The 18615-nt window shown below is 68.8% G+C and carries 17 protein-coding genes and 1 pseudogene; 5 read left to right on the plus strand and 13 right to left on the minus strand.

What is annotated here, in order from left to right; translation table 11 throughout:
* The first annotated feature begins 218 nt into the window (after nucleotides 1-218).
* A complete protein-coding gene (locus tag G446_RS0103845) occupies nucleotides 219-560 on the plus strand; it encodes a DUF6176 family protein (protein ID WP_026409152.1) in 342 nt (113 codons plus the stop codon).
* Nucleotides 561-691: 131 nt separating this feature from the next.
* Here G446_RS0103845 and G446_RS0103850 read toward each other — a convergent pair whose 3' ends face one another.
* Complete coding sequence (locus tag G446_RS0103850; RefSeq protein ID WP_026409153.1) at nucleotides 692-1216, minus strand: hypothetical protein; 525 nt, start codon at nucleotides 1214-1216, stop codon at nucleotides 692-694.
* A 511-nt stretch (nucleotides 1217-1727) separates the two neighbouring features.
* Here G446_RS0103850 and G446_RS19095 point away from each other — a divergent pair.
* Both G446_RS19095 and G446_RS15770 read left to right on the plus strand, forming a co-directional pair.
* Nucleotides 1728-2597, plus strand: a complete 870-nt coding sequence (locus G446_RS19095; RefSeq protein ID WP_169721268.1) for a DUF4839 domain-containing protein — start codon at nucleotides 1728-1730, stop codon at nucleotides 2595-2597.
* A 547-nt stretch (nucleotides 2598-3144) separates the two neighbouring features.
* Nucleotides 3145-4464: pseudogene (locus G446_RS15770) on the plus strand (ISL3 family transposase).
* A gap of 177 nt (nucleotides 4465-4641) precedes the next feature.
* Here G446_RS15770 and G446_RS20535 read toward each other — a convergent pair.
* From G446_RS20535 to arfB, 9 genes are all read right to left on the minus strand, one after another.
* Nucleotides 4642-6078, minus strand: coding sequence for a sulfurtransferase (locus G446_RS20535; protein WP_084778954.1), 1437 nt, complete (start codon nucleotides 6076-6078; stop codon nucleotides 4642-4644).
* Nucleotides 6079-6151: 73 nt separating this feature from the next.
* A complete protein-coding gene (locus G446_RS0103875) occupies nucleotides 6152-7396 on the minus strand; it encodes a type II toxin-antitoxin system HipA family toxin (RefSeq protein ID WP_026409156.1) in 1245 nt (414 codons plus the stop codon).
* The gene (locus G446_RS0103880) at nucleotides 7393-7680 is read right to left on the minus strand and encodes a helix-turn-helix domain-containing protein (RefSeq protein ID WP_026409157.1); all 288 of its coding nucleotides are present in this window, start codon (nucleotides 7678-7680) and stop codon (nucleotides 7393-7395) included. Before G446_RS0103880 ends, G446_RS0103875 begins: the two co-directional genes overlap by 4 nt.
* Nucleotides 7681-7837: 157 nt before the next feature.
* Nucleotides 7838-8977 (minus strand): class C sortase, encoded by a 1140-nt coding sequence (locus G446_RS15780; RefSeq protein WP_245574573.1) that lies wholly within the window; start codon nucleotides 8975-8977, stop codon nucleotides 7838-7840.
* Nucleotides 8978-8980: 3 nt separating this feature from the next.
* The gene (locus tag G446_RS0103890; RefSeq protein ID WP_026409158.1) at nucleotides 8981-10399 is read right to left on the minus strand and encodes an isopeptide-forming domain-containing fimbrial protein; all 1419 of its coding nucleotides are present in this window, start codon (nucleotides 10397-10399) and stop codon (nucleotides 8981-8983) included.
* A 105-nt stretch (nucleotides 10400-10504) separates the two neighbouring features.
* Nucleotides 10505-11527, minus strand: coding sequence for a Spy0128 family protein (locus G446_RS20540; RefSeq protein WP_211228233.1), 1023 nt, complete (start codon nucleotides 11525-11527; stop codon nucleotides 10505-10507).
* 24 nt (nucleotides 11528-11551) lie between these two features.
* Complete coding sequence (locus tag G446_RS20545; RefSeq protein WP_211228232.1) at nucleotides 11552-12811, minus strand: isopeptide-forming domain-containing fimbrial protein; 1260 nt, start codon at nucleotides 12809-12811, stop codon at nucleotides 11552-11554.
* Nucleotides 12812-13844: 1033 nt separating this feature from the next.
* Nucleotides 13845-14333, minus strand: a complete 489-nt coding sequence (locus tag G446_RS0103900) for a GNAT family N-acetyltransferase (protein ID WP_245574574.1) — start codon at nucleotides 14331-14333, stop codon at nucleotides 13845-13847.
* Nucleotides 14334-14458: 125 nt separating this feature from the next.
* Nucleotides 14459-14899 carry an alternative ribosome rescue aminoacyl-tRNA hydrolase ArfB gene (arfB, locus tag G446_RS0103905; protein WP_026409160.1) on the minus strand — a complete coding sequence of 147 codons (441 nt, stop codon included), beginning with the start codon at nucleotides 14897-14899 and terminating at the stop codon, nucleotides 14459-14461.
* Nucleotides 14900-14991: 92 nt separating this feature from the next.
* Between arfB and G446_RS0103910 the strand changes: the two genes are divergently transcribed.
* The gene (locus G446_RS0103910) at nucleotides 14992-16227 is read left to right on the plus strand and encodes an AAA family ATPase (protein ID WP_026409161.1); all 1236 of its coding nucleotides are present in this window, start codon (nucleotides 14992-14994) and stop codon (nucleotides 16225-16227) included.
* On the opposite strand, the gene G446_RS0103915 is transcribed toward G446_RS0103910, so the two are convergent.
* Complete coding sequence (locus G446_RS0103915; protein WP_026409162.1) at nucleotides 16224-16571, minus strand: HigA family addiction module antitoxin; 348 nt, start codon at nucleotides 16569-16571, stop codon at nucleotides 16224-16226. The two genes, G446_RS0103910 and G446_RS0103915, sit on opposite strands and share 4 nt — an antisense overlap.
* A complete protein-coding gene (locus G446_RS20855) occupies nucleotides 16546-16623 on the minus strand; it encodes a hypothetical protein (RefSeq protein WP_245574577.1) in 78 nt (25 codons plus the stop codon). Before G446_RS20855 ends, G446_RS0103915 begins: the two co-directional genes overlap by 26 nt.
* Before the next feature lie 113 nt (nucleotides 16624-16736).
* Here G446_RS20855 and G446_RS19115 point away from each other — a divergent pair, with 113 nt between their 5' ends.
* Nucleotides 16737-17057 carry a transposase family protein gene (locus G446_RS19115; RefSeq protein WP_245574575.1) on the plus strand — a complete coding sequence of 107 codons (321 nt, stop codon included), beginning with the start codon at nucleotides 16737-16739 and terminating at the stop codon, nucleotides 17055-17057.
* Here the strand turns inward: G446_RS19115 and G446_RS19775 are convergent.
* Nucleotides 17054-18205, minus strand: a complete 1152-nt coding sequence (locus G446_RS19775) for a hypothetical protein (RefSeq protein ID WP_156916507.1) — start codon at nucleotides 18203-18205, stop codon at nucleotides 17054-17056. The genes G446_RS19115 and G446_RS19775 overlap by 4 nt on opposite strands.
* Nucleotides 18206-18615 lie beyond the last annotated feature (410 nt).

Raw genomic sequence — 18615 nt, forward strand, 5'->3', positions numbered from 1 at the left:
GACGGGACGATGGTCTCGTGCGCAGCAGCGTCCACGACCCGCCCGCACCCGCGACGAATCGGTGCACCCGAACAATAGGCGACAACGACCCACTGGGCTTTCGGATGCAGATTCGTTCAGCAGGGGCATAGCCACGAAGATGCCGAACCTGGCGCCACCGGGACACCGGCGCAGACCCGGAGGAACGCTCGCTTCGGTGCCACACTGGGGCCACGCGAGTGGAACTGACGCGGTTCCGAGTGCCGCCCGGGCGCAGCGACGTCGTCGAGGAGCGGACGGCCCTCCTGCGCGATCACGAGCAGGCCGTCCGGGAGACTCTCGGGCCGGAGCACATGCACGTCGAGACGATCTTCTCCGAGACGGTCGACGGCGTCGAGTACCTGTACTGGTGCTCCACCCAGGGCGAGGGCGGCAGCGGCGTGGAGTCCAGCGGGCACTGGCTCGACCAGGCCCACCTCGACTTCCGGAGGCGGTGCATCGACCCCGCCTTCCCGCCGGAGAACCTCGCCGTCCGCCAGCACGCGGTGACGGCCGCCATCGAGAACGCCACCGCCCCCTGACCGGCTTCCCGCCGGGCGATGACCGGGTCCCCGGCGGGCGGGCGCCTCACCGCCGAGGGCGAGGAGCCCGGCCCACGTGACGCGAGCCCCGGCGAGCGGGCGCCCCAGCGCGATGATGCGTGGGCGCCCCGTCACGCGATCATGTAGACCATGCCGCGGCCGTCCTCCACCAGGCCGCGGGTGAAGTCCCGAGCCTTGCAGAGGTAGGGCAGGACGTAGTCCGCGCTCGAGGGGCACCGCCACAGACTCGCCACGCTCTCGTCCGGGGACTCGGCGTTGAGATCGCGGCACAACTCACTCAGATCCTGCGCGATCGGGCTCATTTCTTCGGGGGCCAGCACCCGCACCCACGGCTCCCAGCCGGGCGGACCGGCATTGACATTCACATGCCCCTCGAACATGCGGTAGGACGGACGCTCCGGGTGCACCCCGGGACGCTCACGAGTCAGGTCCTGGAGCTCATCCCAGGCCTTGTCGAGATAGAGCATGTCCCTTTTGGGAACGACCTGTCCGTAGAGCCCCGAGCCGATGCGCGCGCCGGGCTCGAAGCCCCAGGCGTCGGCCAGCGGATCGGCGGAGAGGTAGCGATGCGGGTGAACGAGTGCGTCGGCGGTCTGCTCGGCCTCGAAGGCGTATGCGTAATAACGGATTCCCATGGCCCCAGGATGCTCCGCTCCGCTGGCGCGCACCAGGGGGAGGCGGCATCTGTGGATAACCGAAGATATCCACAGGGCAGGCGATTCCGGCTCGGCGCGGCACTGCGTGAATGTAGTCCCTCGAGGGGCGGCTCGACGCCGCGTCGCCGCAGCGGGCGCAGCGAGTCGGACCGGCCGGCGGCGGGGGCGGTTCCGGCACCCCGTCCCCGCTTCGCCTCGATAGTGCATCTCGCATGGTGGGACGGCGTCTCGCATGCCGTGACGCGCCCCGGCTCGCGAGTAGGTCCGGGCGGCCGACAGGACCAGCCGTAGTGGTCGGCGAGATCGGCCCGAACCTGGAGAGTCGATCGATTCGGGGCCACGTCAACACGTTCTTCAGTTACCTACCTCACACTGCCGACTTGGCGGGAGTGCATTAAAATCATTCATGCGAGCAGCACTCTCGCACATGCTTACTGAGAAGCATCACTTCTCAGTCCCCCCACCCCCAGCACCCGCCAAGGAGACAGGCATGCTTATTCATTCAACACACCCTGGCCTGCGGCGAACAGCCTTTATATTAGTGACCCTACTTATCTTCATTCCGGTCACTGCCTGCAGTAGCGGCGACTCTTACAGGCAGATCAGCCCTCCGATTTCATCATCGGAGCTCGAGGGTAAGGACTATAAAGACATAGTCACCCGCTTCGAGAGCGCAGGATTCACTAACGTCAAGACCGAGGCAATCACGGACCTCGTCCTCGGATGGCTGACTTCCGACGGCGAAGTTGAGGATGTGCTAATCGCTGGCGACTCGGATTTCACCAAAGACGATAAGTTCGATCCCGGCACACCGGTGATCGTCCGCTATCATACTTTCCCTTCGGGAGAGTCGACTCCGTCCGAAGCTGCAGGAACTCCGGCACCTCAACCGACTTCGCCCTCGAATACGCAAGCTTCTGGCGCACCAACGCCCAAGGATGAGCCCTCTACTCCGACGCCGGCACAGACGCCGGAAAATCTAACTGCAGAAAATAATCCCGACTTGGCGAACCTACTGTCCCTAAAGAATCCGGACGACCCATCCGTCTCCGCTTTCGCCAACAACCACAAAGGACAGATAATCGAATTTGACGGCTGCGTCGTGGATGTCGCCCCTTATGGATCAACACGAACCCGTTTCACCTACCTGCTGTCTGCGGGCGACTTCGATCCAGACAGCGCACTGGGTCCAAATTTCCAATTCTCTGACATCGGCTACTACGACTTCCATTTTCCTGCCGACAACGCACCGGAGAGCGTTCTCGTTGGAATGAACCTCCACATCGTCGCCGAAGTGGGAGAGTACGATAGTAATACAAGCCTGTTCCAACTCCGACCAGTGGAAACAAGTGTGCGGTGAGACGGAGGCTCCTTCTTCTCACTAAAAACTACACTCAGGGGTGGTCACCGGCGCAGTGACGGGGAAGGATGGGCGCGAGGACTGTACCGTCTCGCATCGTCCCGAGCCTTCTCGCGCCATCACGCCGACCCCTGGTCAGTCCTGGGATATTTCTGGCGGGAAAGGCGCAGTAACTCATAAGGGGCGATTCGACGCCGCATCGCCATAGCGGGCTCCGGGAAGGTTATTCAGGGGTCATGGCTGTTGTTTCTCAGACGCCCATGATACCCCACGGGATGGGTCATCATCATATCGCCTCCCGGAAATGACCTAGGACACACCCAGAATAACCTTCCGGGAGTCGGACCTGCTGGCGCGCGAACGCGGGCCGGAACTCGTCCCAGGGGCTGATGAATTTGCTGCCGTCGGGGGCTCTTCGCATTTGAGGGTGTGGTAGGCGGGGCCTATCGGATTCTTAGGCGGGGTTGGGGGTGCGTCGTTGCGCGGGTGGGGGTCGAGGTCCCCCGATGATGGGAGCTGCCGCACACGCCATCACAGAGACCTCGACATGTCTGAGACTACCTTCTCCCGCCCCGACTTGACGACCTTCCTGGGCCTGGAGGCCCTGGGACTGACCGCGGTGGGCCGGCTCCTGACGGCGGAGCGGGCGGTGATCGAGTGCCGCATGCCCATCGGCTTGGAGGATCCCTTCTGCAAGGTGTGCGGGGCGCAGGGGGTGGCCCGGGGGACGGTGGCCCGACGCCTGGCCCACGTGCCGGTGGGCTGGAGACCCACCGGGCCGGTGGTGCGTGTGCGGCGCTTCGCCTGCCGGCACTGCCGCCGGGCATGGAGGCAGGACACGAACCGGCTGGCTGAGCCCAGAGCCCGCCTGACCCACCAGGCCGTGGACTGGGGGCTGCGGGCCCTCGGCCTTGAGTCCATGTCGGTCTCCAGGGCCGCGCAGGCGCTGGGGGTGACTTGGCGCACCGCCAACACCGCGATCCTGGCCCGGGCCGAGCAGGTTCTCACCGAGGACCCTCACCGCTTCGGCGGGGTGGAGGTCCTCGGTGTCGATGAGCATGTGCGGCGCCGCACCGAGCGGGGCGATGAGTACGTCACGGTGATCATCGACCTGACGCCGGTGCGCGACGGGACTGGTCCGGCACGTCTGCCGGGCGTGGCCCCGGGCCGGTCCAAGAAGGTCCTCAAGACCTGGCTCGCCGCCCGGGACGAGTCCTGGAGGCAGAAGGTCGAGGTGGTGGCCACGGGGCGGCTTCACCGGGTTCAAGAGCGCCGCCGGCGAGGAGCTCCCCGCGGCTCGAGCGGTCATGGATCCCTTCCACGTCGTGTCCCTGGCAGGAGACAAGCTCGACGAGTGCCGCCGCCGCGTCCAGCGGGCGATCACCGGGCGCCGGGGCCGCAAGAACGACCCCCTCCACCGGGCCCGGCGCACACTGCTGACGGGCGCCGACCTGCTCACCGACGCCCAGGCCCAGCGCCTGGAAACCCACTGTTCGCCGATGAGCGCAACGCCCCGGTCAAGGCCGCCTGGGGCGTCCACCAGCGCCTGACCCCGGGCCTACCGCGCCCAGGACCCGGGCCTGGGGAAGTTCCTGATGCAACGGCTCATCAGCTCCCTGAGGCAGGCCGTCCCCGACGGGCTGGAGGAGATCACCGAGCCGGCCCGGACCCTGACCGAGCGGAGCGCCGACATCCTGGCCTACTTCGATCATCCCGGCTCCTCCAACGGCCCCACGCCAAGCGGTCAACGGACGCCTCGAGCACCTGCGCGGCATCGCCCCGGGACTTGCGCAACCTCACCAGCTGCACCATCCGCAGCCTCATCCACGCCGGACGCCTCAAGGACCACCTGATGGCAACCGCCTAAGAATCCGATAGGCCCCGCCTACCACACCCTCAAATGCGAAGAGCCCCGTCGGGTGAACGTCTGCGGGCGCTGCCCGCCTCGATAAGCGGTGGCCGGATCGACTCGGGCGAGCCAGAGGAGGTCGTGCACCCACTCCACCCAGGTCGTAATACAGTTTCCACCCGTTCTCGCTGCGAATTATGACGCCGAGTCGCGACCCCACCGGCGCTCCACCACCTCTCCGTCGACGAGCTCGAACTTGGCCACCTCCACAATATGGCCGACGATGTGGTCGTTGAACTCCTCGAGGCGATCGGCCGGAATCCAGTACTCAAGAATATCCCTTCCGCCGGCCTGTCGCACCGGGAATTGCGAGAGGTAATCGGCCTCGACGTCGAACCGCGTGACATATCCGACGCCGGAGGCCGGGACATTCCAGTCCCGCGCGATCTTCGTCGCGTACTGCTCATTGAGGACGGGGTAGAAGATCGGCTGCTCCGCGAGCCGCGGCGGCCACCTGCGCGAGCCGCCGGCGCGGACCAGCTCCATCTCCTCCGGCCCGGTCGGCCGCCACAGCGTCACGACCTCGGGCACACCGGCCCCCTCGCCCGCCGCGCCATTCGCCGCACGGACTGCCGCGCCGCCCATGGCACTGTCCACCGCACTATCCGCCGCATCGACCGTCGCGCCGTTCATCGCGCCGTCCGCCTCCCCCTCGGGCCGCGCCCCGCGGGCGACGGGCCGGGCCGGGTCGGTGATCCACTCGCTCCACGAGCCCGCGTAGACGGCCGGGTTCGCCGCGGCGCTGCAGACTGCGGCCGCGAGCGCCACGTGGCAGGCCTGGAGGCCGGAGCCGCAGTAGATCCCGACGCCGCCGTCGCGCACTCCGCCGAGCCCCTCGCCGTCGCGCCCTCCGGCATCGCCGCGCACCCCGACGGCCCCGAAGCGCTCGGCAAGCCGCTCGACGGGAAGGAAGCGGCCGTCGTCGGCCATGAGACTGAGGGCTGGCAGCGAGCGGGCGCCGGGGATGTGGCCGGCGACGGGGTCGATCGTCTCGTCCTCGCCGCGGTAGCGGTTGGCGGGGCGGGCGTCCAGCAGGACCCCCGTCGCCGCGATCCGCTCCGCCCCCTCGGCGTCGACAACGGCGCGCCCGCCCGGCTCGACGACGAGGTCGCCGGGCTCGGGGCGGATCTCGCCGGTCTCGACGTCGCCGCCGCTCTCCCGCCAGGCGCGCCAGCCGCCGTCGAGGACGCGGACGTCGTCGTGGCCGGCCCAGCGCAGGAGCCACCAGGCGCGGGCGGCGGCGATGGAGCGCCAGTCGTCGTAGACGACGACGGGGCGCGCCGCGCTCACCCCGGCGGCCCGCATGGCGGCCTGGAGGACCGCGGCCTCGGGCAGCGGGTGGCGTCCGGTGACGCCCGGGACGTGCGGGGCGGCGAGCGCGTCGTCGAGGGACACGTAGGCGGCCCCGGGCACGTGCCCGGCGAGGTACTGGTCGCGGCCGTCGTCGGGCAGCCCGATGCCGGGGTAGCGCACGTCCAGGACGACCGGCCGGGCGGGCGGGGCGAGGGCGAGGATCTCGGCGAGCTCGGCCGCGGTGATGAGCGGAGCGGGGCTCGGGTCGCGGGGGCGCATGCGCAACCGCCTCTCGTTGACGACGTCGGGGGCACGACCCTACCCCGTTCCCGCCCCGGCACCGGGTCCCGGCTCAGACGGCGCCGTGCCCGGCGCGGGCCACGGCCTCCAGGCGCGGCCCGATGGACTCGGCCATCATGACGATCTCGCGCTCGGGGATCCGGTTCGACCTCGCCCTCTCCCGCCAGTGCGCCAGGGACGCCGCGATGTCGCTCATCCGCCGTCGCGCGGCCCGCACGGTCAGGCCGCAGTCCTCGGCCAGGACGAGGAGCCCCTCGATCTCGTCGGGGATCGTATCGGCCCCCATGATCGAGGTCGAGCGGCTGCGAAGCGGGTCGGGGCTCGGGTTCACGTCGAACGCCGGGCTGAGCCTCCAGGCGCCGCGGTCGGCGAGGAACCCGTGGTTGCGCAGGTGATCGTCCGTGTTGCCGAGGGCGACGCCGGCGACGACCCGGTCGTAGAGCTCGCGATGGTCCTGCCGGGGCGAACGTGACAGGTCGCGCATCGCCTCGGCGATGTCGGCGTAGTCGCGCTGCTCGCCGTCGGAGGAGCCGACGGCGGTCATGACGCTGATGTAGCCGATGCGCGCTCCCGTGCTCGTTCTGTCGAAGCGCCGCAGGATGAGCACGCTCCGGTCCCCCACCCGGGTGAGCCGACGCCGGGGCGTGCGGATGCCGGCCTCCTCCATCAGATCGAGCGAGGTGGCCTCCCAGGCCATCACGTCCCACGAGTCTCCGGCGTGCGGGAACTTGGCGATCGCGAGGCCGCCGTCGTCGAGCCGCACCGAGGCCTTGGGCCGGGCGCCGCCCAATCCGGTCGTCCCCGTGTCCAGAAGCCGCTTGAGAGCGTCCGAGGGGTCGTCGTCGGAGGCCAGCTCGTCGCTGGCGCGCAGGAGCTCCGGCAGTGCGATGAGCCGGGGGATGCGCGAGGGTTCGCCCAGGAATTCGTCGTGGCCGAGGAGCCGGAAGCGCAACGCGCCCTGACGGGTGTCATCGCCGGCGCCCAGGAGGAAGTCGAGGTCGTCCAGCCGACGGGGGACTCGACCCTCCTCACGGGCGCGGGACCTTTCGGCCTTCCGAATGAGATTGCGCCCCCAGCGGTCGGGAGCGCTGTCGGCGAAGGCCCGCACAAGGCCGTCCTGATGTTGCGCGCCGGGCGCCAGCAGCAGCGCCGGATCGAGGTTCGCCCCGCCGTCCGCGAGATAGGCGGGGTCGTACAGGAAGGTCGTGGAGACTCGGCCCCGCGCCCGTGCGACGCGGGCCTGGCCGACCAGGCGGGGGGCGCCCGCGGCATCAATGAAGACCTCGACGGCGGTCATCGTGCGCGCCTCCTGGTCAGCCGGTCCGCGCGCAGGCGCCCGATGTCGCTGTTCAGCGGGTCGACGGCGTCGACGACCCGGTCGAGCAGGCCGAGCGCGCGGAGCACCTGGGCGACGCTGTTGAAGCTGACGTTCGGATTGCCCGACTCGATCTTGCGCAGGGTGTCGCGCGTGATGTCCGCGCGCTCGGCCACCTGCTGGGCGGTCAGGCCCAGGACCATGCGCCACCCGTGGATGTGCCCGCCGAGTTCCGTGATCTGACGATCGATCCTGTACCCGGCCATGCGCATCTCCGTTTCTTATGGCGAACAATATAGTCGTATTAGTCTGATACGGCGATACTACTCGTCATTATGGTGGCGGGACCGGATGACGCGGGCGGCCCGGCCGGAGCGGCAGGCTAGGCCGGAGCGGGCGGCCCGGGAGCCGTGCCCGGCGCGATCAGCCCGGCCGATCGGGGCGCCCGCCCGTGCGCCCCGCCCCGCGGGAGGACGCCAGGCGCAGGATCGCGTACGCCGTGAGGATGATGCCCGCGGCCGCGCCCGCCCCCGCGAGCGCGGCCCGCCACATGCGGGGCTGCGCCGCGGCCGGGGGGACCACCGAGCGCACCGCGGCGTCCGACGACGTCCACTGCGCGGGCAGGTCGGTGCGCTCGGCGTGGACGAGCAGGCGGTGGGTGTTGACGCCGTAGGGCGTGCAGGTGACCAGGGTGACGAGGTCCCGGTCGCGCTCGACCGACAGGCTCTCCACCTTCTCGGGGAGCACGACCTCGGTGGAGTACACCCGGTAGGCGTGGTCCTCGCCCAGGACGCGGATGATGAACCAGTCCCCCGAGGCGAGCTCGTCGAGCCGGTCGAGCATGGTCGCGGTGGGCAGTCCCGTGTGACCGGCGAGCACGGTGTGGGTCGAGGCCCCGCCGATGGGCACCGACGTGTTGACGACGTGCCCCACCCCGCGGGACAGGGAGTTCTCGTCGGTGTAGTGGTAGATCGGCAGGTCCACGCCGATCTTGGGGATGATCAGCTCCCCCATCGTCCCGTCCCCCGCCAGGTTGAGCACGCGCTCGTACTCCTCGCCGCCGGGGCGGGCGTCCCCGGCGTCGAAGGGGTCGACCACGTGGGCGCTCCCGTCGAGCAGGCGCGCGTTGTACGACGTCGCCGCGGCCCTGGCCTCCTCCAGCCGGGCGGGGGAGGCGGAGGCGACGATTTGCTGCTGGGTGTGGGCGACCTCGTCCTGGGCGCGCTGGTTCATCCAGCTGCTGACGAAGGGGTAGCCCGCGAGGGCGCCGCCGGTCAGCACGATGACGAGGGCGATCAGGCGCCGCAGCCGGGGACGCCCCAGCCGGGGGCGCCGGGGCCGCCCCGTGCCGGACGACGGCTCGGGCCGCCCCGTACCGGACGACGGCGCGGGCCGCCCCGTGCCGGACGACGGCTCGGGCCGGGCCGGGCAGGACGAGCGCGCCCCGGCCCGGCCGCGGTGAAGGTGCGGCCCGGGGGCCGGTTCCCCGGCCCGGCCCTTCCCGGCCCGTCCTCCCCCGGCCCGGGCGTGGCGGGGGCGCGGCGGACCCGAACGCGGGGTCAACCGCTACTGCTCCTTCCGGGAGCGCAGGCCCAGCACGGATCCGACGACGACGAGTCCGGCGCCCACCATGACCAGCAGGAAGACGCCGGCGGCGCCCGTGATGGGCAGCGCGGGGAGCTTGGGGTCCTGCACGTCGAGGGTCGCCACGAGGTAGTTGTTCTCGGTCTCGGCCGTCGCGGGGTTGTCCGCGGTGGCGGTCGCGCTGGACAGCTCGAAGGTCTGGTCGGGGGCCTTCTGGTAGCCGGAGGGGATGGTGGTCTCGACGGCGGTGTAGGTGCCGGCGGCGAGGTCCTCGAAGTACACGTAGCCCTGGGCGTCCGAGGTGGAGGTCACCGAGGTGCCGTTGGTCAGCCTGATGGTGAAGGCGGCCCCCGCCAGGGGCGTCCCGTCGGGCGCGGTCTTCTTGAAGACGTAGCCGTAGGTCTGCACCGTGGTCCTGTCCGCGGGGCCGGCGGTGGTCGACTCGTAGGGGTTGGGGTTGAAGGTGACGTTGGCGGTGTTGCCCGTCAGGTCGTCGGCGCTGTGGGAGAAGGCCGCCGAGGTCAGGGTGGCGTTGTAGGTCGCGACGACCGGTTCACCGGGGTGGGCCAGGACGTAGGCCTTGGTGAACGCGATCGTGTAGCCCGCGGGGGAGGCGGTCAGCGTGTAGTCGGCGCCCGTGGTGGCGGCGACCCCGTTGATCTGGATGGAGGAGGTGTCGATCTCGAGGCCGGCCGAGGGCGTGTCGGTGATGGTGAAGGTCGCGTCCTTGGAGTCGGCCGGGTAGGAGGGGACGGCGGTGGTGACCCTGAAGGGGACGGAGTCGCCCACGCTGTAGGCGTCCGTGGACTGCCCGTACTGCGCGCCGACGCCCTTGTCGATGGCGACGTCGGTCTTCTTGACGTCCACCGGGGCCAGTTCGCGGGGTTTGTAGGCGGCTCCGTCCACGGCCGGGGTCGCGTCGACGATCATGTTCTGGTAGACGCGCGTCTGGCCGCTCGTGCTGGTCACCCTGACGAGGTAGTAGCCGCTGCCGAGCGAGAGCTGGGCCGAGTCGCCGGCGGCGGTGGCGGTGGCGGCCGGAGCGCTCAGCGACGCCGCGATGGCCGACGCCGCGTTCTGCATGTCGCTGCCGTGGACGAACGCGGTCCCGTCGGAGGCGACGGCGGCGATCTCGTCGATGGTGTCGTAGGCCGCCGGCAGGCCGGGGGCCATGGTGTAGGTGAGGTTGTTGGCGGCGTCGATATCGGCGTCGGCGATGAGGTAGGCGCTCACGGTGTCGCCCGGCAGCAGGTCGCCCACCGTGAGGGTGGTGTCGGCGACGTCGGTGGGGCTGGTCGGCGCCGCGAGGGCCGCCGGGGGCGCCAGCGACAGCGCGGCCACCGCGAGGGCCAGTGCCGGACCGCAGCGCTTCGCCGCCCTTCGGACGGAATCGGTTGTCATTCTTCCTCCTGGTGTGTAGGGGTCTTGATCGGTGTTGAGCCGCCTCGCGCCGGCGCCCCCGGTGCGGGGGAGTCGGGCGCGGGAGGTCGGGGGCCGGGGCCGGGGTCAGCCCCGGTTCGGATCGCGGGCCGGGCGGCGTCGGAGCAGGGCGACGCCGATTCCGCTGACGAGGAGGAAGGCGCCGGCGAAGACGAGGCGGGTGGTGCCCGGGCCCGCCGCGCGCGGCAGGGCGGGGATGGGGTCGTCGGCGATCGTGATGGTCGCGATCCCGTCGACGACGGGCAGGGCGGCCGTCTGGCCGTCGGCGCCCATGGTCGTCACCTCCCCGAGCTCGGAGACGGCGATCGGGTGGGGTGTGGAATCGAGGTTGAAGCCCGCGGGGGCGCGGGTCTCGCGGAGCCAGTAGGAGGTGTTCGCGCTCAGTCCCCGCCAGGCGGCCCGCCCGTCGGCGCCGGTGGTCACCGCCGCGCCGGGGATGGCGTCGTGCAGGCCCGGGTCGCTGTAGACCGTCGCGGGCTGGTCGTCGTCGTCGAAGACGCCGTCCCCGTCGTCGACGTAGAGGGTGAACTGCGCGTCCGCCAGGGTCGAGTCCCCGGCGCTGGACCGCTTGACGAGGGCGAGGGGGACCTTGTGCTCGTTGGTGAAGACGGCGCCGTCGGCGTCGTAGGCCGCGGTCGCGGTGAGCCTGCCCCTGCCGGCGTCCTCGACCGTGACGGTGACGGTCTCGGCGTGGGTGTCGTAGACGTACTCCGGTGCGGCGTCGTTCTTCTCGACGATGGTGTAGGTGTGGGTCTTGCCGATGTCGTCCTGGGTGTATTCGATGTCCGTGAAGGTCACGGCGCCGTCGGCGCCGTTGGCCCTGGTGTCCAGGACGGTTCCGTCGACGTCCCTGAGCTCGAACTCGAATTGGCCGTCGGCGAGAACTCCGCCGAGGAGCCTCTTGGCGGCGCCGATCTGAATGGATCCGGTGGCTTCGTAGGGGACGAGGACGTCGACGGCGTTGGTCCTCTTCTCGACGCCGTTGATGGTGATGGCCGCGGTGTTGGGGAATTTCCAGTAGCGGTCGGAGCCGATATCTCCGCGCTCGTACTCGGACAGGTCGGCGGTCGGGGAGACCGGGGCGGTGATGGTGAAGACGTGCTCGGACTCGGCTTATCCGTGACCGGTGTTCTTCGCCGTCGCCGTAATGGTCTGCCCGGATATGCGGACATCCCAGTTGTCCGTCACGTCGACGCCGTCCCTGCGGACCGTCACGGTCGCCTGCGAGGCGTCGAGGGCCGCATCGAGGGTGTCCGTCATGATGATCGAGTCGGCCCGGTTGCTGTCGGCGACGTGGGGGAGCGTCTGCGTGATGTCGAAGGAGGCGGTCTCGCCGCGCCTCCTGATCTGCTGGGGCGGCGATTTGACGGGGTCGGTCCATTCGGGGTAGACGGCGACCTTCGAGTCGTAGCCGATGCCCGTGGAGCAGGACTCGCCCCGCCATTGGGTGGTGTACTGCGGGCCCGCCTTGGCGACGATCGTCGAGCGGTTGGTCGGCGTGCCCGAGGGGTCCTCGGCCCCCGATCTGAACCACGTGTTGTCATCGCTCACGATGAGGTCGGTGCTCCTGCCGATGACCACCTCGTCCTTGTAACCGCTCACCAGGTGCACGCCCTCGCGCCACTCGGAGGCGAAGTCCCTGGTGCGCGCGCCGTCGGGGGTGTGGTGGACCGGCTGGTCGATGTCCCAGTAGACGATGTCCATCCGGTTGTCGGGGTCGATGGGCGTGTCCGTCCCCGTCTTCACCAGGGTGGTCGTGAAGGTGGAGTCGACGCCGACGGCGGCCGCGTCGTCGTCATTGGACTCGGCCGCCGCGAGCGGGCCGTAGATCCTGGAGATCTCGAAGGGCGTGAACCATCTGGGCTCGTTAAGACCGTTGGCCTGCCAGGCGTACACGGAGGTGAAGTCGATGATCGAGTCGATCCTCTCCCCGGTGGAGGTGTAGCCGATGTCGTTGAGCCTCACCTTGAACCCGGGCCACGTCGAGCCGGCGTAGGTCAGCTGTCCGCCGTCGGGGTAGCGCCACACCAGGTAGGTCCCCCCGTACTTGGCGTGGTCCCAGGAGATGTACCAGCCGTTGCCGATGCTCACGGACGGGCCGTCCTGGGTGTTCTTGTCGGCCGGGTCGAGTTCGGCGAAGTCGTGCCAGGCGCCGTCCGCCCAGAACTGCCCGGTGTCCCCGTTGGGGGTTCTGGAGATGTAGACGTTCCCGCCGACGGCGCTGAGGACGTCGTCGACCGGTGTGAGGGTGTTGGCGCGGGCCGTATTGGGTCCGGGAAGAAGAATGAGCGCCGCCGAGAGGAGGACGAGCAGGATCCCGGGCAGCGGGGCCCGCGTTCCGCGGGGCCGGCGCCCCTTCCACAACCCAGTCATTCACGCTCCGTTTTCAGACGGTCCTCCGCGGAGGATCAGAGTGACGCAATTCTTGCGCGCGGCCGCCCAGCCTACCGCCTGCGAATCGTCTTCCCGTCACGGACGGGTCCCAATGGAGTCACATATGAATACCGAATGTCGCGCGAGGATCGCGGGCGGGTCACGGCGAGGAGATTTCCCGCATCGGACGCGCATCGGCGCGTATCGGCGGGCCCCGTCCCGCATCGACGCGCTCCGTCCCGGCGCGGCGGGCGCTGGCTCCATCGCCACCCCGGGGAGTCGATCACCTGCGCCGTCGACCCGGCAGCCGCCCATGCTGGTCACATCGCCCCGGGGGCGGGGCACGGCTGGCGGCGCTGGCCTTTTCGCGTCAGGACCAGGCTTTCCTAGCGGGAAGGGCTCGGTGACCGAATTGACGACACGCCAGCCGCACATCAATCTATTGCGACTCCACTCGCAACCGGTAGGCCGCACTCCCCCGGCGGCCAATCACTCGCCGAAATGAAGCGGTGAGCCTTCCTCGCCGGGAACAGCGGCTCGCGGGTCGGGATCGCCGTGGTGACGCGGGCGGGCGCGGAGTGGTGCGGGTGGGGTTCTTGAGGCGGTTCGGGGCGGGGGCGTGTCCAAATCTGCCACAAAGGCGCTCCGCGGCGGGATCGGCGGCGAGAAGAGGCGCGGAGTATCAACGTTTCTCTTCGCACGCCCCGGCGCGATCCGGGCCTTTGTGGCAGATTTGGACAACCAGCGCCGCCGCGGGCCCCGGGAGGGGCGTCGCGGGATGAGCGGCGACCGCGGTGGGCGCCCTCTGACGTCGAGACGTGCACTTCGCACTCGAAAGTGCAGTTCCAACCGTCGTTCTCGAGTGCAAAATGCACATCTCGAGGGCAAAACGCACATCTCGACGAGGAAGGGGCCGGCGCCGCGGCCGGCGCGGACCGCGGCGCCGGCCCCGCCCCGGAGCGTCTCCGGTGCCGGTGAGAAAGGCTCAGCCCATCCGGAAGCGCCGTCGACTGCTCGCGCGGAACCGGTGGGGTCAGCCTTCTGGCAGCGTCAGGCGCGCACGCATCGCCGGGCAGTCAGCGTCCTCGAAGCCGAGCGACTCGTACAGGTGCCGGCCGCTTTGCGTCGCCATGAGCTCCGCCCGTCCGGCCCCCTGAGCCCGCGCCCACCGCAGCACCGCACTGGACACCGCCCGGGCGTATCCCCGGCCGCGCGCCCGGGGCCGGGTGCAGACGGTGCTGATGGCGACGTCGGTGCCCGAGGGGAGCCCCGGCGAGGGGATCCCATCGCGGATCACCCCGACGGCGCACGCGACCACCTCGCCATTCAGGTCGACGACGAACGCGCCCACCCGGGCGTCATCGATGTGCTCGGCGAACCAGTCAGAGGCCGCCTTCCGCCATTCGGGGTCCCCGGTCGCACCCATGGCCTCGAACATCAGTCCGCGCAGTTCCACCAGGGCCTCCACGTCCCGGTCCTCGGCCCGGCGCAGGAGCATTGCAGATTCACTATTCTCATTCACCTCGGCAGAGTAGCACGTTAAGATTTCCGAATCGTATCGGCGCCGCATTCCGAATCGTCCCGCATTATGGGGAGGAATATCTATGGCACCCGATCGCCGCGGCTTTCCCGGATCGCGCCGGCGGCTCAGTCGATATTCGGACGGCGCCGCTGCGCCTTGATCTCCGAGCGCCTCCTCTTGGCCGCCAGGCGGCGCCGCCGGGATCCGCGGGTCGGCTTCGTCGCGCGTCGAGCCCGCGGCGGGACCAGTGACGCGCGCAGCAGCGCCGCCAGGCGTTCGCGCGCGGCCGCGCGGTTGCGGCGCTGGGAGCGGTGCTCGGCCGCCGCGACCGTCAAGACGGTGCCCGTCAGGCGCTCCCCCAGGTGCGCCAGGGCCCGCTCGCGCTGATGCTCGTCAAGGGCGGTGGTGGTGGCCAAGTCCAGGCCGAGCTGCACGCGCGAGTCCGAGGTGTTCACGCCCTGACCGCCCGGGCCGGAGGCGTGGGAGAAGCGCTCGATCAGCTCGGCCGCCGGTACGCGCAGCCCCCGCGGGCAGCCGGGGCCGGGCGGGATGCGCAGATCGTCCATGGGGACAGTGTGCCGCCCGCCCGACGTCGGCGCCCGCCCCGGCAGTCCTGATAAGTTTATCAAGGCCGCCGAACCTCGATAAACTTATCATCATGAGGTCTCCGCTCGACTCACCGTTCAGCCCGGGCTCCGATACCGTGCCCGAGGTGTGGGCCGGCCGCACCTCCCACCTCAGCGACTGGCGGGATATCCTGCGCCCGCGCCGCGCCGCCGGCCTGCACGAGCGGGGCCGCACCATCCTCGGGGAGGCCGGCTCCGGCAAGTCCTCGCTCGTGCGCCGGATCGCGCGCGAGGCGTCCCAGTCGGGGGACTGGGCCACGCCGCAGCTGCGCATCCCCTCCGGCACCGACCCGCTCAAAAGGGTCGCCTCCGCGCTCCTGGACCTATCGGCGGCGGCGGGCCTGGCCGCCGCCCGGGAGCAGCGCATCGGCGACCTCCTGCGCAGGGTCGAGACCGTCGCCGCCTCCGGCGTCTCGCTGTCCGTGCGCGCGCAGGACGGGCCCGAGCCGTACATCGCCCTGACCGACCTCCTCATCGAGATCGGCCGCGCGGCGATCCGGCGCGGGGACGTCATGGTGGTCATCCACATCGACGAGGTGCAGAACATCGGCGACGAGAACGCCCGCTCGCAGCTGCTCATCGCCCTGGGGGACGCCTTGACTCACGAGGAGACCGTCGACGTCCCGGGCGGGCTGCGGATCGAGCGGGGCCTGCCGATCGCCGTGTACCTCACGGGCCTGCCCGAATTCGCGGACACGACCGGCGCCCGGAAGGGCGCCACGTTCGCCCGTCGATTCCGGACGACCACCCTCGACGCCATCGACGACGACGCCCTCACGAGCGCGCTCCAGCCCTTCGTCACCGAGGGCTGGCCGATCGCCGACGACGCCGGCGGCGTCGGGCGGGTGTTCATGGAGCCCGCCGCGCAGCGCGCCATCGTCGAGTTCGCCCACGGGGAGCCGTTCCTCTTCCAGCTCGCCGGGGAGCGCGCCTGGTACGCGGGAACCGACGACCTCATCACCGCCGAGCACGTCAGGACGGGGTGGCGCGACGCCGCCCCCGAGGCCGAGGCCCATGTGCAGCGCATCCTCGACCGGCTCCCGCCTCGCGAACGGCATTTCCTCGAGTCCATGGCGGCCCTTCCGCCCGAGGAGCGCACCCTGACGAACATCGCCCGCTCCATGGGCTATGAGAGGACGACCGACGCGGGGCCGACCGCGCAGCGCCTGGACCTCACCCGCGGAATCATCCGGCGCGGCAGGCCCTACGACTTCCGCCACCGCGCCGTCGGCGCCTACCTCACGAGCGAGTGGCCCTGGCTGAGTTAGGGATATGCCCGCCGACGGCGCTCATGGACGGGCTCCAACGGTTTGATGCGCTCGAGCCGGTCCTGCAGAGCCCGTCGCTCCGACCGCAGTTCGTAGTGCATTTGGAGATTCATCCAGAACTCGGCGGACGTACCGAAGTGCCTGGCGAGCCGGACGGCCGTGCCAACTGTGATCCCGCGCTTGCCGTGCACGATCTCGTTGATCCGGCGCGGCGGCACCCCGATGGCGGCGGCGAGGCGGCTCTGCGTGATCCCGAAGCCCTTGATGAAGTCCTCCATGAGGATCTCTCCCGGGTGGATCGGCTCGATGAGGTCGGTGTCAGTGGTAGTCGACGAGTTCGACATCTTCAGCCCCTCCTTGACGCCACGCGAAGCATATCCTCCACTGGGCGCTCACTCGAATACTGTACTGTCCCCGACGATCGCCGGAGAGTCGCTCCGACCGATTGAGGGTTATTCAGTGGGCGTCTGGCGTGGGCCTCGGACCCCTGCCCGGGGTCCATGCACGACGTGGCCGCACTGGACGCCTCCGGACTGCTCGACGGAATCGACCCCTCCGGATGGATCGCCGACAAGGGAAACGTCGGAAGGGGAATGATCACGCCCCACAAGAAGCCCCCCAACGGAGAACTGAGCGAAGCGGCCGAAGAGGCCAACAAGCGCATCAACCGGATCCGCCAGGTCGTCGAGCGCACTATCGCCCACATCAAGTCCTGGAGAATCCACCCGCACCGACTACCGCCGCCCCCTGCACACATTCGAACAGACCATCACCGCCGCACTCTCAACCTACGTATTCAAAACTACCCCCCGAATAACCTTCAATCTTAAAGAGTTCGAATTCGCATGTTTTTTCCAACGGGCTCCTGAATTATCTCGATCCGGCCTGCGGATTGAAGGCGCTCGACTAGTTTCACATTATGAGCACTCGCGGGAAGGTGGAACTCAACTCCTGAACCTTCCAACATTTTGTCGTAGGGTCGACCAAGAGACGTAAGGATGACAAAGAGGTCATCTGCAGATACATTCTCCGCATGTGCCAGTTGTTTCGGAATCACATTCGAGTTCTGCGTGACACGGGCAATACGACGGATGTCCTCCAGGGGAAGCCAGATTTCATGCTCGAGTGCGAACTGGCCGACAGCCTCAAGGGCCTGCTTATCATCATTGGGCACATACTCGCCGAGATTCTCTACTACAATCCGGCGCAACGCACAGGGAATCTCCTGGTCTTCCAGAAATTCAACGACGAAGTCCTCCACAAGAGCAGGTCTCATGAATTCTGAGATCTTCTTCGACACTGCGAACGCATCGGAAACCGATTCCCATCCGCCTGTCGCGAAATGAGCGAAGGACTCGAAGGTATCTGGCAGCAATCCGGTTTTCAGCGCTTGCGCAAGAAGATTGGGACTCGGAATCACACTCGTCGGTTCAATTTCAGACTCGAGGCTCAACTGCCCGACAAGTCGGACACGGTTATTCGCAGACAGATACTCCGAAGCGTTCAGCAACTGAACGGCCAGAGCATTCCTGTCCTCGCCCGCAACCTCTTGGATGTTCTGCAGCTCGACCGGCTCATCCCTGTCCCCGGCGAGCAGAGTGGACAATTCTTTATCGACACCGTGCAGCTTTACATAGGCGAGGAGGTTTGCCACTGTTGGGACCATTCGCTTTGAATCAACAACGACCGACCAAGTCTGCGCCGGAACATCCTCGATGGTCGCAATCGCCGCAGAGGGGGCGCTACGAGCAATAATGTCACGCAATTGATCGTTCGCCCACACGTCGCACTGTTCTTCAATAATTTTGATCAGCGTGTCATCTCTCAAAATAATCGACTGACCGAGGAAATCATTTTCCATGGCAGAGACATAATCCGCGATATGATTCCTGCATAACTCCCACACAATCGTCTTAGCATGCACTTCATCAAGAGTAGGTACACCATCTATGTCAAGTGCCAGACGCAGGTTCTTCACATTAATATCATACATGTGAGCATTCACGATACGATCCCGCAGATGAGCGTTCAGGACCTCAAGATCGCTGACTGAGCCTTTCTCACCAGGAGGGCCCCTGGACTGGCCGGGATCGGCGCAGTGGCGCGGGGGGGATTGGGCGGGGGCGGGGGTGGTGCGCGCGGGGGCCGCCCGGGATAGTGTGTTCTAACCACACGAATCACTACCAGGGGGTCCCCGCGTGCTGTCCTATCCTGCCACTTTGGATGTTCCCGAGTCCATCGCCCACACCATCTGCCTGTGGTTGGCCGCCCACCGCAGGGCCCATGACATGAGGCCGTGGCAGAGGGCGGCCACCTGCCGGGCCCAGGCGGTGCTCCTGCTGAGGTGGATGGTGGCGGGCACCGCCCTGACCACCCTGGCCCGCGACT

The sequence above is a fragment of the Actinomyces dentalis DSM 19115 genome (assembly GCF_000429225.1).
Lineage (GTDB): Bacteria > Actinomycetota > Actinomycetes > Actinomycetales > Actinomycetaceae > Actinomyces > Actinomyces dentalis.

Coding starts and splice junctions, on each gene's coding strand:
- G446_RS20545 (WP_211228232.1), bottom strand. CDS start 12,811: ATGACTGGGTTGTGGAAGGGGCGCCGGCCCCGCGGAACGCGGGCCCCG.
- G446_RS20535 (WP_084778954.1), bottom strand. CDS start 6,078: ATGCGCCCCCGCGACCCGAGCCCCGCTCCGCTCATCACCGCGGCCGAG.
- G446_RS0103875 (WP_026409156.1), bottom strand. CDS start 7,396: ATGACCGCCGTCGAGGTCTTCATTGATGCCGCGGGCGCCCCCCGCCTG.
- G446_RS0103890 (WP_026409158.1), bottom strand. CDS start 10,399: ATGACAACCGATTCCGTCCGAAGGGCGGCGAAGCGCTGCGGTCCGGCA.
- G446_RS0103850 (WP_026409153.1), bottom strand. CDS start 1,216: ATGGGAATCCGTTATTACGCATACGCCTTCGAGGCCGAGCAGACCGCC.
- G446_RS19095 (WP_169721268.1), top strand. CDS start 1,728: ATGCTTATTCATTCAACACACCCTGGCCTGCGGCGAACAGCCTTTATA.
- G446_RS0103915 (WP_026409162.1), bottom strand. CDS start 16,571: ATGTCGAACTCGTCGACTACCACTGACACCGACCTCATCGAGCCGATC.
- G446_RS0103880 (WP_026409157.1), bottom strand. CDS start 7,680: ATGGCCGGGTACAGGATCGATCGTCAGATCACGGAACTCGGCGGGCAC.
- G446_RS0103910 (WP_026409161.1), top strand. CDS start 14,992: ATGAGGTCTCCGCTCGACTCACCGTTCAGCCCGGGCTCCGATACCGTG.
- arfB (WP_026409160.1), bottom strand. CDS start 14,899: ATGGACGATCTGCGCATCCCGCCCGGCCCCGGCTGCCCGCGGGGGCTG.